The sequence below is a fragment of the Rhizobium sp. N122 genome (assembly GCF_002211295.1).
GTDB lineage: Bacteria > Pseudomonadota > Alphaproteobacteria > Rhizobiales > Rhizobiaceae > Rhizobium.
On record NZ_LOKU01000003.1, the window covers coordinates 160,083 to 175,291 of the forward strand.

Here is a 15,209-nt window from a genome sequence, read left to right on the forward strand (position 1 = left end):
CCGATGATTCGTGAGCTTTTTTTCTGGAAAAGCTTGACGAGAACAAAAAATGTGGGAATCACCGTTCGACTTGTTGAAACGGTGAACTGGGTCAAGGCGGATCGCGCAACCATGGCCGGAAATCCAAAAGCAAAAAAGCTTTGCTGTCCGGTGCCGGCGATCGTGGTTAATCAGGCTTTAAATGTCATCCCGTTAGGTGGGCAAAGGTGATTCGAGGGCGGCGCGAGCGACGCGTCAGGCCCTGAGACGGCCCATTCACCGTAGCGAGATTGGATAGCGTCAGGAAGGCGACGATATAAATGGCAACCAAGGTCAAAGAGAACGAAGACGCGGAAGTCGAACGCGACGGCGCAAGCGACGGCCCTCTTCTCGATCTTTCCGACGACGCGGTCAAGAAGATGATCAAGGCCGCCAAGAAGCGCGGCTATGTGACGATGGATGAGCTGAACGCTGTCCTGCCGTCTGAGGAAGTGACGTCCGAGCAGATCGAAGACACGATGTCGATGCTGTCGGACATGGGCATCAACGTCATCGAGGATGAAGAAGCCGAGGAAGCCGGTGCTTCCGGCGGCGGCGATGACGACGACGCCGGCGGCGACGAGGAGAGCGAAGGCGGCGAACTCGCGCCTTCGAGCGGCACCGCGCTCGCAACCGCCAAGAAAAAAGAGCCGACCGACCGCACCGATGACCCGGTGCGCATGTACCTGCGCGAGATGGGCTCGGTGGAGCTTCTTTCCCGCGAGGGCGAAATCGCCATCGCCAAGCGCATCGAGGCCGGCCGCGAAACGATGATCGCTGGCCTCTGCGAGAGCCCGCTGACCTTCCAGGCGATCATCATCTGGCGCGACGAACTCAACGAAGGCACGACGCTGCTGCGCGAGATCATCGATCTCGAAACCACCTATTCCGGTCCTGAAGCCAAGGCTGCGCCGCAGTTCCAGAGCCCCGAGAAGATCGAGGCCGACCGCAAGGCTGCCGAGGAAAAGGAAAAGACCCGCCGCGCCCGCTCCGGCGACGACGACATCACCGATGTCGGCGGCGAGGGCCTGCCTCCCGAGGAGGAGGAAGAGGACGAGGACGAATCCAACCTTTCGCTGGCGGCGATGGAAGCCGAGCTTCGCCCGCAGGTGATGGAGACGCTCGATACGATCGCCGAGACCTACAAGAAGCTGCGCAAGCTGCAGGACCAGCAGGTCGAGCAGCGCCTGTCGGCATCCGGCACGCTGTCTTCAGCCCAGGAGCGCCGCTACAAGGAGCTCAAGGACGAGCTGATCAAGGCCGTCAAATCGCTGTCCTTGAACCAGAACCGCATCGACGCCCTGGTCGAGCAGCTTTACGACATCAACAAGCGCCTCGTTTCCAACGAAGGCCGCCTGCTGCGCCTGGCCGAATCCTACGGCGTCAAGCGCGATAGCTTCCTGGAACAGTATCAGGGCGCCGAGTTGGATCCGAACTGGATGAAGTCGATCGGCAATCTGGCCGCCCGCGGCTGGAAGGAATTCGCCCGCGGCGAAAACACGACGATCCGCGACATCCGCCAGGAGATCCAGAATCTGGCGACCGAGACCGGCATTTCGATTTCGGAATTCCGCCGCATCGTGCACATGGTGCAGAAGGGCGAGCGCGAGGCGCGCATCGCCAAGAAGGAAATGGTCGAAGCGAACCTTCGCCTCGTCATTTCCATCGCCAAGAAATACACGAACCGCGGGCTGCAGTTCCTCGACCTCATTCAGGAAGGCAATATCGGCCTGATGAAGGCGGTCGACAAGTTCGAATACCGTCGCGGCTACAAGTTCTCGACCTATGCGACATGGTGGATCCGTCAGGCGATCACCCGTTCGATCGCCGACCAGGCCCGCACGATCCGCATTCCGGTGCACATGATCGAGACGATCAACAAGATCGTCCGCACCTCGCGCCAGATGCTGCATGAAATCGGCCGCGAGCCGACGCCGGAAGAACTGGCCGAAAAGCTCGCCATGCCGCTCGAAAAGGTCCGCAAGGTCCTGAAGATCGCCAAGGAGCCGATCTCGCTCGAAACCCCGGTGGGCGACGAAGAGGATTCGCATCTCGGCGATTTCATCGAGGACAAGAACGCCCTGCTGCCGATCGACGCGGCCATCCAGGCGAACCTGCGCGAGACGACGACCCGGGTTCTCGCCTCGCTGACGCCGCGCGAGGAACGTGTCCTGCGCATGCGCTTCGGCATCGGCATGAACACCGACCATACGCTCGAAGAGGTTGGCCAGCAGTTCTCGGTCACCCGCGAACGTATCCGCCAGATCGAGGCGAAGGCGCTGCGCAAGCTGAAGCATCCGAGCCGCTCCCGGAAGCTGCGCTCGTTCCTCGACAGCTGAGTTTCGACGCCGTTCTGATTGGAAAAGCCGGGCCCTGCGCCCGGCTTTTGCTTTGCTGTAATTAGTACCAATGATCGCGGCGGCTTTCTTGTCCCTCCCTGGTGACAGGACTATAATCCGGCCCACGGGGGAAGGGATCGATCGCGACGCGCGAGCGAGGTCGATGTGTACCTGTCGGCCGATCCTCCGTCAGGAGGTGCGACATGACCACTTACATCCTTTTGATCGATTGGACGGATCAGGGCATCCGCAATGTTCGCGACTCGACAAAGAGGCTGGACGCGGCGAAGAAACTGCTCGCCGGTGTCGGCGGCTCGTTCAACCAGTTCTTTCTGACGATGGGCGGGCATGACATGGTTGCCGTCTGCGAGGCGCCCGACGACGCGGTGATGGCGCATTTTACGCTGTCGCTGGCCATGGGCGGCAATGTCCGGACCGAGACGCTGAAGGCCTTTCCGGAAGCGGCCTATCGGGATCTCATCGGTTCGCTCGGCTGAATGCAATTATAGATTGCGTATTTTACCTGTTGCATGGCTTCGGCTGTGCTGGCAGTGTTCGCGCCGTGCTTCAATTTCCGCGGCAGGGCTCCCGGCCCGATTTTCGGCAAGCTCCATGATGAAAGCGCTTTTCATGATCTCCGCCGATCGCGCGACAGCCGCTTCCTGACCGATGGAACTGGCGGCAGGCAAATGGGATGGGGGAATCGGGCGCGGGGCTGCTGTGTCCTTTGGCCTGCATGCCGCGGCGATCCTCCTTCTCCTGCTGCTGTGGCCGAAGGCCGAGCCGCCGATGCTATTGCCCGATGACGGTCTCTCGGTGGAGATCGTTCCGCAGCCGGTGGGGCCGCTGACAAGGCCCGAGCCGGTCAGGGCGCCATCGCCGGAGCCGGCAAAAGCCGAAGCCGCAGCGCCGCAAGCCGAAAGGCCGGTTGCCAACAATGCGCCGGCTGCGGCAATGCCGTCCGTGACGCCGACCGCGCCGCCGGCGCCGAAGCCCACCGAATTCGTCGCGGCAAGCCGGCTGTTTTCCGACAAGGTGCTGGCCGATCCGCGCAGCCGGCGCGCTCGCGAAGCGCTGCGCGGCCTTGCCGGCAGCGAGCGCAATCTGCAGCTTTGCGACCTCGAGGCGCTGGAGCAGGTCCGCCGGGCGCGGCCGGATATGCGGCCCGATCTGCTCGCCCCCTATGCCATGGCGCCGGAGAAAATCAGCGGCAACAGCGTCGAGGTGAGGGGCGGCGCGTTGCGCAGCCACAGGGCATGGTACAACATCCAGTTCAAATGCGGGCTCGATGCCGGCTCCGGCAAGGTCACCTCCTTCGCCTTCCTCGTCGGCGATGCCATTCCGCAGGCTGAATGGCAGGCGCATGATCTAGTGGCCGATGACGGGGCCGCCGACCAATGACGCCCATCGCTGCGGCGATCACGTGGTTTTTTTCTTTTGTGGCTTGATGCTGCCGGTTTTAAAGGCCACATCGCTGCTGTGACAGAAGAAGACGTGGCACCGGCGGAAACGCAGCACGAAACGGGAAAACAGCGGCCTGAAATCCGCTGGGGCATCGGTGCGTCCGTGCTTCTGCATGTCCCCCTTGTCGCGCTCCTGATCTTTGGGCTGCCGAAGATCGAGCCGAAACCTGCCGAAGACGAGAGCGTGAAGGTCGAGCTCGTCCCGCCGCCGGAGGAGAAGAAACCGGAGCCCAAGCCCGAGAAAAAACCACCGGAGCCGAAGCCGCCGGAACAGGCAAAGAAGCAACCGCCTCCCTTGCCACCGCCTCCTCCTCCGCCGCCACCGACGGCTAAGAAAGCTCCCGCGCAATCGAAGCCGATGCCGACCCTGCGCCCCGTCATCGAGTTCGGCGATAAGAATAGCGGCCCCGAAAAATCGCTGGCAGGAAATTCCTCGCAAGGTGAAGCCAAACCTGCGGCAACTCCGCCGCCGCAGAATTCCGAACCGGAGCAGGTGCCGACAAAGGCGGCGGCCGATAGGCCTAAAACTGAGGAGCCTCCATCAAAACCATTGCCAGATGATGTGAAGCTGCCTGAGGTTGCGACGGCAGACGTTTCCCCGGAGCGTAATGGGCCGCCGACAGACGTGTCTGGCGAAACCAATACGACCATCGAGCAGGCCAAACCGCCTGAAGAAAAGACCGCCGAGACGCCTAAAACGACTGCTAAAAACAGCGATCTACCCAAGGCAAAAACGCTGTTTTCACAGACAGACGATGGCAGTTCGGTTGCGCAAACTGCGATCAATGGCCTTCCACGTAAAAATCGAGTGGCCACACTTTGCGCCACCGAGCTGCAGGCCCAGCTCGTTCACGGTTCGCCGCGTTTTTTCCCCATCTCATTGCCCAGTTTTGGGTTGCGAGCCGGCAGCATTCTGAACGTGGACGATGCGGCCTTTAGCACAGCCAAGGGCTGGTACCACGTTCGTTTCAGGTGCGAGTTGGATGAGGGAGCGACGAAAGTCGTGTCATTTGCCCACGAAGTCGGCGGATTGATCCCTCGCAGTCAGTATGCGAAATACGATATTCGTGACTAGTCCTCGCGATGGGATCGCGTCTCGCCGGCAACCAGCCACACGCAAGCAACCGCCTCTAGCCTCTCACCATGGCCGTGATGGTACGGTGAAGAAGAGGACAATGATATGTCGAACGAGATCGAGCGTTTTCTTGAGCGTCAGGATGAGGCCGTGAGCGCGCTGTTCCTGGAACACAAGGGCGACGAGCTGACCGATATTCTGGTGGCGGCTCTGGAAGAGGCGTTCGAGATTCTGCTCGAAGCCGCGCCCGCCGAAACGCTGCATTGACATTTTCCAAAACATTGCCGGCAGCGCTTGCCGAGCGGCTGTCCGGCTACCGGTTCGAACGCGATACGCTCGGCCGTTCTACCGCGAGCGTCTTTCGGCTGGAAGGCGAGGGCTTGCCGGCGCTCTATCTGAAGGTCGAGACGGCGGGGCCGTTCGGCGAGCTTGCCGATGAAGCCGCCCGGCTCGGCTGGCTGAAGACCGCCGGCCTGCCGTGTCCCGAGGTGATCGCCCGGGACAGCGACGGCGGGCACAACTGGCTGCTGATCGGCGCGCTGCCGGGCAATGATCTCGCCAGCGCCTCGGCGCTGACGCCGCTGGCGCGGGTCGAACTGCTGGCGGCAGCGCTTTCCCGTCTCCATGACCTGCCGATTTCCGCCTGCCCCTTCGACCACCGGCTGGAGAACCGCATTGCCGCGGCCAAAGCGCGGATGCAGGCCGGCATCGTCGACGAGACCGATTTCGACGAGACGCGGCTTGGCAAAAGTGCCGAAGCCTTGTTTGCCGAGCTCGAAAGCCGAAGGCCGGGCCGCGAGGATCTCGTCGTCACCCATGGCGATGCCTGCCTGCCGAATTTCATCGCCTCGGCAGAGGGGTTCTCCGGCTATATCGATTGCAGCCGGCTCGGCGTCGCCGACCGCTATCAGGATATCGCGCTCGCCTGCCGCAGCATCACCTATAATTTCGGCGAGGCGCTGGTGCGGCCCTTCCTCGATCGTTACGGGATGACGAAGCCGGATCCGGCTACGCTCCATTATTTCCAGTTGCTCGACGAGTTCTTCTAGCCATTGCTCCATCCGGCTGGCACAGTGGCCGCAATCGAACCTGCGGACAGACGATGGCGAAGAACCAGTTCAGGATGCTGCGCTCGGCGCTGGCGGGCGTCGAAGCGGTGGAAGCAGAAACGCATCACAGTTTTTCCCGGCACACGCATGAGCAGTTCGGCATCGGCCTCGTCTCATCGGGGGCGCAGAAATCGCTGAGCGGCCGCGGCATGGTGGAGGCTGTGGCCGGCGATATCATCACGGTCAATCCGAACGAGGTGCATGACGGTGCGCCGATCGGCCAGCGGCGGTCGTGGCGCATTCTCTATTTCGATCCCGAGATCGTCGCCGGCCTGTCGCGAGAGATCGGCAGCGGCGGGGCAGGGCGATCGGAAATCCCGCATCCGGTCATCCGCAACAGGGCGATCGCTGCCCGCTTCGAAACGTTGTTTGGCGCGGTGACCGAGGCCAAGACGGATGGGATGCTGCGCGAGCAACTGCTGCTGCAGCTTGTCGCCGATGTCATGCGCGAGCGCGCCGGCAGCGACGAGCGGCCGCCGGTGCCGGCGTCGATCCGCGCGGCCCGGGATCTGATCGACGACGATCCGCTTGCCGCCGTCTCGCTCGCCGATCTCTCGCGGGAAAGCGGGCTCAGCCGCTTCCAGGTGCTGCGCGGTTTTGCCAGGGCGACGGGACTGACGCCGCATGCCTATCTCGTCCAGGCCCGCATCCATATCGCCCGGCGGCTGATCGCTCAGGGCATGCCGCTTGCGGAGGCGGCCTTCGCCAGCGGCTTTGCCGACCAGAGCCATATGACACGCGTCTTCGTCCGCAAATACGGTCTGTCGCCGCGGCTCTATGCCGGCGCCTTTCTCTGAGCGGTGCCGGTCGCTTCGTCACGCGGGCGGAATCCGATCCATGACCCAGGCCAGCCACCCGCCCTCGTCCTTCGAGGCTCCGGCCTGCGGCCTGCACACCTCAGGATAAGGGCTGATCGTGGGTGCCGTGCTTCTGATAAGCGGGCGAAATGGCTGCTCCTCACCTTCATCGAAAACAGGAGAGGATTTGGGCTCGACGCCCAAGAGAGCCTCATCCTGAGGTGCCCCGCAGGGGCCTCGAAGGACGAGGCGGGTGCGCTGGCGGTTGATGGATGCAAGGCGCAGCGCCGAGCGTGTCCTTCGAGGCTCCGGCCTTTGGCCTGCGCGCCTCAGGATGAGGGAGATTGGAGGATGCCGCACCCTCTCTCCGGCATCATCCTTGTGCCCCGCAGCCGTGAGAGCCGACCCACCCGCCGCGCTTTGGTTCTTTGTTTATACCCTGCAATTTCGTTCAAGACCGCGAGAACTCCCTGCTGTTTCCTCGGCGCGTCCAACAGGAGGCGCGGAATGTCGAGGCAGGTTCAAGGTTATCTCTATCTGGCGCTGGCCATGCTGACGGTCGGAAGCACCGTCATCGCCAGCAAGCTCATCGCCTCCGGCCTGCCGCCGTTTGCCGCCACCGCATTGCGCTTCGCGCTGGCCTTTCCCGTCTTGCTGGTGCTGATGCGGGCAACCGGCGTGCGGCTGCCGAAGCTCTCCAGGCATGACCGCCTGATCCTCGCCATTCAGGCCGGCGCCGGCAGCGTTGGTTATACGACGCTGCTGATTTCCGGCCTCGGCTTGACCTCTGCGGCCGATGCCGGCGTGGTCATCGGCACGCTGCCGGTGGTGTCGGCTGCCATTTCCATTCTGCTGCTTCGCGAAAGGCCGAAGCCTGCTTTGCTTGTTGCCGTGGCGCTGGCGACGGCGGGCGTGCTTTCGATCGCCGTCACCCCGGACGCGGCCGGCGGGTCGCTCGCCGGCAATGGGCTGATCTTCGGTGCCGTTATCTGCGAGGGGCTGTTCATCCTGCTGAACAAGAAGCTGAAGACGGACATTCCGCCGCTTGCCCAGTCGACGCTGATGGCCGGGATCGGCTTCGTCGTCGCCGTCATCCCGGCGGTATTCGAGGCGCCTTTCGCACAGGATATATCGACAGGCGCCGCCGTTGCCGTCGCCTATTATGCGCTGGTGCCGACGGTCGCCGGCTTCCTGCTCTGGTATGCGGGGGCGGCGAGGGTGAGCGGCACGGAGGCCGCGCTCTTCACCGCGGTCGCTCCGGTTTCCGCCGTCATGCTGGCTTTCCTGATCCTCGGCGAACCGATCGGGCTCAACCAGGTCGCCGGCATCGCCTGCGTCTTGGCGGCCGTGCTCGGGCTTGCTGCTGCCGGCAGCCGGGAGGCGATGACTATATCCGGAGGGAGATAGGCCATGCAGTTCCGTCATGCCGATGCGATATGGCAAGCGTTTCCGGAGCTTCGCGCCGGGGCGCTTCATGTGGACGCGATCCATGCGGATGCCGCGGTCGAGACGGCGATTGCGCGCTTCAGCGCCATTGCCGAGGCCCGGCTGGCCGCAGCGCAGGAGAGCGAGTTTCCCGAAATCCAGGCGTGGCGGCGCGGCTTTTCCCGCATGGGACTGAAGCCGACGCAATATCGCTCCGCCTCCGAGGCGCTGCTGCGCCGCTTCCGCCAGGACCATGGCCTGCCGCGCCTGCATCCGCTCGTCGATCTCTGCAACGCGATTTCGCTCGCCTTCGCCATTCCGATTGCCATCTTCGACACCGAAAAAATCATAGGCGATCTCGAAGTCCGGCGGGCGAAGGGGCAGGAGACCTATTTGACCTTCGGCGGCGAAATCGAACATCCGGACCCGGACGAGGTGATCTTTTCAGACGGCGCGGGGCGGGCGCATGCGCGGCGCTGGACAAACCGGCAGAGCGGGCTTTCGGCGGTGCGGCCGACGACGCGCTCGGCGCTGATCGTTGCCGAGGCCCTGCATGTTTGCGCCAGCGAGGATATCGCCAGGCTGATCGAAACGCTCGCGGATGCGCTTGGAGCTCACTGGCCGGCGACGCCGAAAACGGCGATGCTGAGCTTTGGATCACCTGGTTTCGAATTCTAACGCCTGTCATCAGGAAAGGGCTTGGGCCGGCCGCATGCCCGCCCTATCTCCACGGCATCGATATTTCCTGGAGGCGAAGCGCATGTCAGACAGATCGATCAAGATCCCCGGGCCCGACCATCCGATCACCATCGAGCACAATCCCTGCCGCGTCGTCGTCACGCTCGGCGGCAAGGTGATTGCCGATAGCCACGATGCGCTGACGCTGCGCGAGGCCTCCTATCCGCCGGTGCAGTATATTCCGCGTCGGGATGTCGATATGGCGCAGCTTCAGCGCACCGACCATGCCAGCCATTGTCCCTATAAGGGGGACGCTGCCTATTACAGCATCATTGCCGGCGGCGAGCGCTCGAAGAACGCCGTCTGGACCTACGAAGCGCCGAATGCCGCCGTCAGCACCATCAAGGACCATCTCGCCTTCTATCCCGATCGCGTCGACGCCATCGAGGAAATGGCCTCGCCGGAGGCCGGCACCTTCTGACGACGCTGCGTCTTCCGGTGGAACATGTTGCCTGCGGGATCGTTGAATTGGTCTAGCGGGGGATGTGTCGTGCCGAAATTCTACTTTCAGCTCCTCGATCGTGATGGCGTCGGGGCGACCGAGACCGGATATGAATTCGCCTCCATCGAGGCCGCGAAAGCCGAGGCGCGGCGCGTGCTTGCGGAGATGGCAGCTGAAGGCCTGCCGGCGGAACCGTTGAACATGCTGTCGGTGGAACTCTTCGACGAAAGCCGGCGGCCGCTTGCGGAAATCCGGCTGATTCTCGAGGAAATAGCCAAGTAGCCGTGGCCGGCATGGCGCCCCTCCGACAATCGGAGCAATGGCGCGACTATGTCAAATTTAATTGCCGGCTATGAAGGCGGGCCCTAATGCATGCTGCGACATGTAAACAAAGAGCCAAAGCCGCCTCGCGGCGGCCGCTACCGCAGGACGTCGAGCCATTCATTGTTGAAGACGAGGCTGGCAACCGTGACCGGATCGCCGCTTTCGTCGCGCACGGTGACGGCGATGATGGCGCGGTCGCCCGCCGGCAGTTCGTCACGGGCCACATCCAGCAGGATGCGGGTCACCTCTTTGGGAATGTCCGCGCGCGATCGGAGCTCGGTGCCGTGCTCATCGCGGGTCGGGCCTTCGCCGTTATGCAGATCGAAAAAGTAGCGAGCCATGTTTTTTCCTGTCGTCGCAGGGGGAAATTACAGATGAAGACAATTGTTCCCGGGGCCAGGCATTGATTCTTATAGAAAATACAGGTCGCATCATCATGATCACCTTCTTATGCTATCGGCGGACAAGCCCGTGATTGAAGCCCTGCTGCTCAACCTCGGAAGCCGCGATGTGCTATCGGCGGAAGAGGAGAATCTCCTCCGGTCGATCCTGGTCAAGGACCGGCACTTCGCTGCCGGAGAGGATATCGTCCTCGAAGGCAGCCGGCCGCCCTACAGCACGCTGCTCATCGATGGTTTTGCGGCACGCTACAAGGTGATGGCCGATGGCAGCCGCCAGATCACCGCGCTGCATGTCGCCGGCGATTTCGTCGACCTGCACGCCTTTCCCGTCAAGAAGATGGATCACGGCATCGTCGCGCTGTCGGCCTGCCACGTCGCCTTCGCCGATCATGCCGATCTCAGGGCGATCACCGAGCGCATGCCGCATCTGACCCGGCTGCTCTGGCTCGATACGCTGGTCGATGGCGCCATTCACCGGGAGTGGATCGTCGCCATGGGCCGGCGGTCCAAACGCGCCCATATCGCCCATCTCGTCTGCGAGCTTTTCGTGCGGCTGCAGGTCGTCAAGCGGACGCGGGGCGAAAGCTTCCAGTTTCCCTTGACGCAGATCGAGATGGCCGACGTGCTCGGCGTTTCCGTCGTCCATCTGAACAAGACGCTGCAGGCGCTGAGGCGCGAGGGGGTCTTCACCTGGGAGAACCGGACGATCACCATCGTCGACTGGGAGCGCCTGCAGGAAATCGCCGAATTCGACCCCGCCTATCTGAACATCGTCAAGGAGCCGCGCTGATGCCGGCCTTCGCGACGTCATGTCCGCACGTTGCAATTGACAAATCGCTCATCGGAGCAGAACACCGTTCCGACATCCACGAAAACCTCCTGAAGGCCGCAGCCTCCCATCGCCGGCCGGTGACATCGCAATGGACATATCCCAAGGCCCGCGGAGCGTTCTTCGCCACCCCGGCTATCTGAACTTCGCTGCCTCCCGCGTCTTTTCCTCGCTTGCCTTCCAGTCGATCGGCATCGCTATGGGCTGGATGATCTACGACCAGACGCACAGCGCCTTTGCGCTCGGCCTCGTCGGCCTCTGCCAGTTCCTGCCGATGGCGGCGCTGACCTTCGTCGTCGGCCATGTCGCCGATCGCTTCGACCGGCGGCGCATCGGCCTCATCTGCCAGTTGATCGAGGCGGTGACGGCGCTGGTGCTGGCGGTTGCCACCTGGCAGCAATGGCTGACGCCTTCAGGCATCCTCGCCGCCGTCACCGTGCTCGGCGCCGTCGTCGCCTTCGAGCGGCCGACCATGGCGGCGCTGCTGCCGAATATCGTGCCCGCCTCGATGCTGCAGAAGGCGGTCGCCACCTCCACCTCGCTGATGCAGACAGCGCTGATCATCGGCCCCTCGCTCGGCGGCCTGCTCTACGGGCTGAACCCGGTGGCGCCCTTCGCCGTGTCGGCGCTGTTTTTTGCCGTCGCGAGCTTCAACGTCATCTCGATCCGCCTGCAATGGGCGCCCGGCAAGCGCGAGCCGGTGACACTCGCCTCGGTCTTTGCCGGCGTCTCCTTCATTCGCAGCCGCCCGGTGATGCTCGGCACCATCTCGCTCGATCTCTTCGCGGTGCTGCTCGGCGGCGCCACCGCGCTGCTGCCGATGTTTGCCCGCGATATCCTGCATGCCGGTCCGTGGGGACTGGGCTTCCTGCGCGCCGCGCCGGCAATCGGCGCGCTCGCCATGTCGATCGTGCTTGCCCGCCGGCCGCTCGAAAGCAATGTCGGGCGCAAGATGCTCGCCGCCGTCGCCGTGTTCGGCCTCGCCACCATCGTTTTTGCGCTCTCCACCAATATCGTGCTTTCCGTCGTCGCCCTGTTCGTCGTCGGTGGGTCGGATACGGTCAGCGTCGTCGTGCGCAGCTCGCTGGTGCAGTTGCTGACGCCGGATGAGATGCGCGGCCGTGTCAGCGCCGTCAACTCGCTGTTCATCGGCACCTCGAACCAGCTCGGCGAATTCGAATCCGGCATGATGGCCGCAGCGCTTGGCCCCGTCGCCACCGGCATTGTCGGCGGGCTCGGCACTGTGATCGTCGTGTTGCTGTGGATGCGGCTCTTTCCCGATCTCACCAAGGTCAAGACGCTGCAGGGCTGATGCATGCCTGATGCGTTGAAAGCGGCGGCGGCTCCCGTTAGGGTCCGCGCAAATCATTATTCGGCGGGGCGGCGCGTGACGAAAACCTTTCTATCCTATCTGCTGGCGGCGGTTTTCGCCTCGGCGCCGGCGGTGGCATCGGCCGATTGGCAGGCGGTGGAAGAGGTGCGACCCTATTCGATATCCGGAACGACCGGTGCGGAGCTCTACGAATCGATCGGGGCGCGGGGCCCGAAGGCCGGGCCCACTGGCCGGGTGATCGCGCATACGACCTTCAAGCTGACCTGGACCCGCAAATACGAAACGCAGGGCCATGCCTGCGTCATCACCACCAACCGGCCGAAGCTCATCATCACCTATACGCTGCCGAAACCCTCGGCTGCGCTGCCCCCGGCCGTCGGTGGCAGCTGGGAGAGCTTCGTCGCCGGCGTGCAGGCGCATGAGCGGGTGCATGGCGAGACCATCAAGGAGATGGTCAAGGAAATCGAGGTGATGAGCGTCGGCCTCACCGTTGCCGACGACCCGGATTGCAAGAAGATCCGCATCGAACTGACGCGCCGCCTCGGCGAGATTTCCGACAGGCAGCGCCAGCGCGGCCGCGACTTCGACAAGATCGAAATGGGCGACGGCGGCAATATCCAGCAGCTCATCCTCAAGCTGGTCAATGGGCCGTGATTGCCGCTGCCGGCGCCGCATCCCTGGACCTGCCCGGGCGCGCTCCTATCTCTCCCGTCAGCGCGAGAATGTGGAGAAGGTGTCATGTCTTATGTCGACGGTTTCATCGTGGCGGTGCCGAAGGAGAATGTCGAGGCCTATAAGAGGTTCTCGACCTTCGCCGGCACGATCTGGAAGGAATATGGGGCGCTCGAATATGTCGAATGCATCGGCGACGACGTGCCCTATGGCGAGCTGACCTCCTTTCCCCGCGCCGTGCAGGCGAAGGAGGATGAGGTGGTGGTGTTTGCCTGGATCGTCTACCGGTCGCGGCAGGAGCGCGACGATATCAACGCCAAAGTGATGGCGGATCCGAGGCTCGAGGGCGACCAATGGCAGATGCCGTTCGACGGCAAGCGGATGATCTATGGCGGCTTCGAGACGCTGATCAAACTCTGAACCCAAGCATTGACTTGCCTGTTATGACGCGCCACCTCGCGGCGATCAGATTCCGAGACGGGAGAGCGCCTTGCCACAGACGATCCTGACTCTGTCCACACGCGGACAGGGCCTTTACGAATTCACCGATCAGGCAGACGCCTTCGTCAGCGCTTCGGGACGGGAGGAGGGGCTTCTCACCGTCTTCGTGCGCCACACGTCCTGCTCGCTGCTGATCCAGGAAAATGCCGATCCCGACGTGCAAACCGATCTGCTTTCCTTCTTCCGCCGCCTCGTGCGGCCGGCCTCCGATCCCGCGATGGGCTGGGTCGTGCATCGGGCCGAAGGGCCGGATGATATGCCGGCGCATATCAAGGCGGCGCTGACGCAGGTGTCGGTCGGAATTCCCGTCGCGCGCAGCCGGCTGATGCTCGGCACCTGGCAGGGCCTCTATCTCTTCGAGCATCGCGACCGGCCGCACCGCCGGGAAATAGTGCTGCATCTCGGCCCGTGAAAGGATTAATCCTTGTGAATGAGAAGTGAATGGTCGGTTCGAACGCCATTCAGTTTGCAGCGTTTACTGTCGAGGCAATCCCTAAGGGAGAACCCAAGCATGTCGCGCAATAACGACATGCGTAGAAATAAGACCAATCGACGGAGACGCCCCATGACACATTTCCTCGCCAAGGCCTCGCTTGCCGCATTGCTCGCCCTCTGCACCGTCCCGGCCACGGTTACCACCGCGGCAGCCGCTGGGCCGCAGACGAATTTCGTCGTCGAGGCGCAATATCACCGGCCGATCCGCGGCTGTTCGCCGATGCATGCCGTGCGCAAGGCGCGCGATTTCGGTCTGCGCAGAGCCCAGATCACCCGCATGTCGCCGCGCGTCGTCGTCGTTTCCGGCCGCGACCACCGCGGCTGGGATAGAATGGTCTTCGCTAATGTCCGCGGCTGCCCGCTGATCCGGCGCTGAGGACTGCGCCGGCAGGCGCTGACACGGCGCCTGCCGGCCGCTTTTGCCTTGACGGCGACACTTTCAGCCGCTTCTTCTCTAATCCGTATGGGTGATTCCAGGCGGCTCGGCCGCACCGACTTTGAAACGAGAGGTTTTTCGATGATGCAGTTTTTGGCAAAGGCGGGTCTTGCCGTCATGCTGACCGCCGGCACCCTTGCCGGCACGGTGGCGCCCGCCGCCGCGCAGTTGAATATCATTATCGGCGATCAGGACCGTGACGCGCCGCGGGACTACCGCCGTCCGGCTCCGGGCTACAACCATCCGGGGTACGACCGTCCGGGCTTCGAGGGCCGCCGTCCGCGCGGCTGCGATCCGCGTCTGGCCCAAGATATGGCCCGCGATTACGGCTTCCGCCGCGCCCGCGTCGTCGACATCACGCCCCGCCGCGTCATCGTCCAGGGCTGGACACGCCGCGGCCCCGACGAGATGAGCTTCGGCAACGTCCGCGGCTGCCCGGCCCTGCGTCGCTGATATAATTTAGAATACCGCCCGTCTCCCCGATGCGGCGGCGACTGCATAATTCCTTAGATCGGAAACGATCTAAGGATAAAATTATGCAGTAATTCAAAGTGCTGCAGCGTCCTTTGCACGTCTGAAAGACGTGCGGCGCTGCAGAACCGCCTTTGCCAGTCTCCCCGGATCGGCAAGGGCGGTTTTGTTTTTTGGTATTTTTGCGCGCAGCAGACCCCTCCCCAACCCCTCCCCACAAGGGGGAGGGGTTAAACCGCAGCCCGCGGCGGCGGTAAAAAGGAGAGGTCTTGTTATATGAAGCGGTGCGGCAAGTTAGTCCCTCCCCCTTGTGGGGAGGGGTTGGGGAGGGGTTTGAGCTG

At 63.2% G+C, this 15,209-nt stretch carries 20 protein-coding genes; 19 read left to right on the forward strand and 1 reads right to left on the reverse strand.

Translation table 11 applies throughout. The features are described from left to right. The first annotated feature begins 3 nt into the window (after nt 1-3). The 12 genes from ATY75_RS33755 to ATY75_RS03695 all read left to right on the forward strand — a co-directional run bounded on the left by ATY75_RS33755 (nt 4) and on the right by ATY75_RS03695 (nt 9,688). A complete protein-coding gene (locus ATY75_RS33755; protein ID WP_141507380.1) occupies nt 4-210 on the forward strand; it encodes a hypothetical protein in 207 nt (68 codons plus the stop codon). 89 nt (nt 211-299) lie between these two features. Further along, nucleotides 300-2,357, forward strand: a complete 2,058-nt coding sequence (gene rpoD / locus ATY75_RS03650) for an RNA polymerase sigma factor RpoD (protein ID WP_088936493.1) — start codon at nt 300-302, stop codon at nt 2,355-2,357. 203 nt (nt 2,358-2,560) lie between these two features. Then, on the forward strand, nt 2,561-2,854 hold the full coding sequence (locus ATY75_RS03655) for a GYD domain-containing protein (protein ID WP_064839863.1): 294 nt from the start codon (nt 2,561-2,563) through the stop codon (nt 2,852-2,854). Between the two features lie 172 nt (nt 2,855-3,026). Next, nucleotides 3,027-3,758, forward strand: a complete 732-nt coding sequence (locus ATY75_RS03660) for a DUF930 domain-containing protein (protein ID WP_088936494.1) — start codon at nt 3,027-3,029, stop codon at nt 3,756-3,758. Nucleotides 3,759-3,794: 36 nt separating this feature from the next. After that, nucleotides 3,795-4,895, forward strand: a complete 1,101-nt coding sequence (locus ATY75_RS03665; RefSeq protein ID WP_088936495.1) for a DUF930 domain-containing protein — start codon at nt 3,795-3,797, stop codon at nt 4,893-4,895. A 105-nt stretch (nt 4,896-5,000) separates the two neighbouring features. After that, the gene (locus ATY75_RS34470; protein ID WP_003565364.1) at nt 5,001-5,162 is read left to right on the forward strand and encodes a hypothetical protein; all 162 of its coding nucleotides are present in this window, start codon (nt 5,001-5,003) and stop codon (nt 5,160-5,162) included. Continuing rightward, nucleotides 5,159-5,944: an APH(3')-II family aminoglycoside O-phosphotransferase gene (locus ATY75_RS03670; RefSeq protein ID WP_088936496.1), complete on the forward strand. Its 786-nt coding sequence runs from the start codon at nt 5,159-5,161 to the stop codon at nt 5,942-5,944. Before ATY75_RS34470 ends, ATY75_RS03670 begins: the two co-directional genes overlap by 4 nt. A 53-nt stretch (nt 5,945-5,997) precedes the next feature. Continuing rightward, nucleotides 5,998-6,801, forward strand: a complete 804-nt coding sequence (locus tag ATY75_RS03675) for an AraC family transcriptional regulator (RefSeq protein WP_088936497.1) — start codon at nt 5,998-6,000, stop codon at nt 6,799-6,801. A gap of 507 nt (nt 6,802-7,308) precedes the next feature. Then, nucleotides 7,309-8,208, forward strand: a complete 900-nt coding sequence (locus ATY75_RS03680) for a DMT family transporter (RefSeq protein WP_088936498.1) — start codon at nt 7,309-7,311, stop codon at nt 8,206-8,208. A 3-nt stretch (nt 8,209-8,211) separates the two neighbouring features. Further along, nucleotides 8,212-8,904, forward strand: coding sequence for a phenylalanine--tRNA ligase beta subunit-related protein (locus tag ATY75_RS03685; protein WP_088936499.1), 693 nt, complete (start codon nt 8,212-8,214; stop codon nt 8,902-8,904). Between the two features lie 82 nt (nt 8,905-8,986). Further along, nucleotides 8,987-9,385 carry a DUF427 domain-containing protein gene (locus tag ATY75_RS03690; protein ID WP_064839849.1) on the forward strand — a complete coding sequence of 133 codons (399 nt, stop codon included), beginning with the start codon at nt 8,987-8,989 and terminating at the stop codon, nt 9,383-9,385. Between the two features lie 69 nt (nt 9,386-9,454). Further along, nucleotides 9,455-9,688 carry a hypothetical protein gene (locus ATY75_RS03695; RefSeq protein WP_003565354.1) on the forward strand — a complete coding sequence of 78 codons (234 nt, stop codon included), beginning with the start codon at nt 9,455-9,457 and terminating at the stop codon, nt 9,686-9,688. A 137-nt stretch (nt 9,689-9,825) separates the two neighbouring features. Here the strand turns inward: ATY75_RS03695 and ATY75_RS03700 are convergent, their stop codons facing one another. Continuing rightward, on the reverse strand, nt 9,826-10,071 hold the full coding sequence (locus ATY75_RS03700) for a hypothetical protein (protein ID WP_088936500.1): 246 nt from the start codon (nt 10,069-10,071) through the stop codon (nt 9,826-9,828). Nucleotides 10,072-10,201: 130 nt separating this feature from the next. Between ATY75_RS03700 and ATY75_RS03705 the strand changes: the two genes are divergently transcribed. From ATY75_RS03705 to ATY75_RS03735, 7 genes are all read left to right on the forward strand, one after another. Further along, nucleotides 10,202-10,921, forward strand: coding sequence for a Crp/Fnr family transcriptional regulator (locus ATY75_RS03705; RefSeq protein ID WP_088936530.1), 720 nt, complete (start codon nt 10,202-10,204; stop codon nt 10,919-10,921). Between the two features lie 130 nt (nt 10,922-11,051). Then, on the forward strand, nt 11,052-12,272 hold the full coding sequence (locus ATY75_RS03710; RefSeq protein WP_088936501.1) for an MFS transporter: 1,221 nt from the start codon (nt 11,052-11,054) through the stop codon (nt 12,270-12,272). 3 nt (nt 12,273-12,275) lie between these two features. Beyond that, nucleotides 12,276-12,947, forward strand: a complete 672-nt coding sequence (locus ATY75_RS03715; protein WP_088936502.1) for a DUF922 domain-containing protein — start codon at nt 12,276-12,278, stop codon at nt 12,945-12,947. An 84-nt stretch (nt 12,948-13,031) separates the two neighbouring features. Next, complete coding sequence (locus tag ATY75_RS03720; protein ID WP_088936503.1) at nt 13,032-13,385, forward strand: DUF1428 family protein; 354 nt, start codon at nt 13,032-13,034, stop codon at nt 13,383-13,385. A 70-nt stretch (nt 13,386-13,455) separates the two neighbouring features. Beyond that, nucleotides 13,456-13,878 carry a secondary thiamine-phosphate synthase enzyme YjbQ gene (locus ATY75_RS03725; protein ID WP_088936504.1) on the forward strand — a complete coding sequence of 141 codons (423 nt, stop codon included), beginning with the start codon at nt 13,456-13,458 and terminating at the stop codon, nt 13,876-13,878. 153 nt (nt 13,879-14,031) lie between these two features. Beyond that, nucleotides 14,032-14,337: a hypothetical protein gene (locus ATY75_RS03730; protein WP_064839834.1), complete on the forward strand. Its 306-nt coding sequence runs from the start codon at nt 14,032-14,034 to the stop codon at nt 14,335-14,337. Nucleotides 14,338-14,478: 141 nt separating this feature from the next. Next, complete coding sequence (locus ATY75_RS03735) at nt 14,479-14,850, forward strand: hypothetical protein (RefSeq protein WP_088936531.1); 372 nt, start codon at nt 14,479-14,481, stop codon at nt 14,848-14,850. Nucleotides 14,851-15,209: the final 359 nt, after the last annotated feature.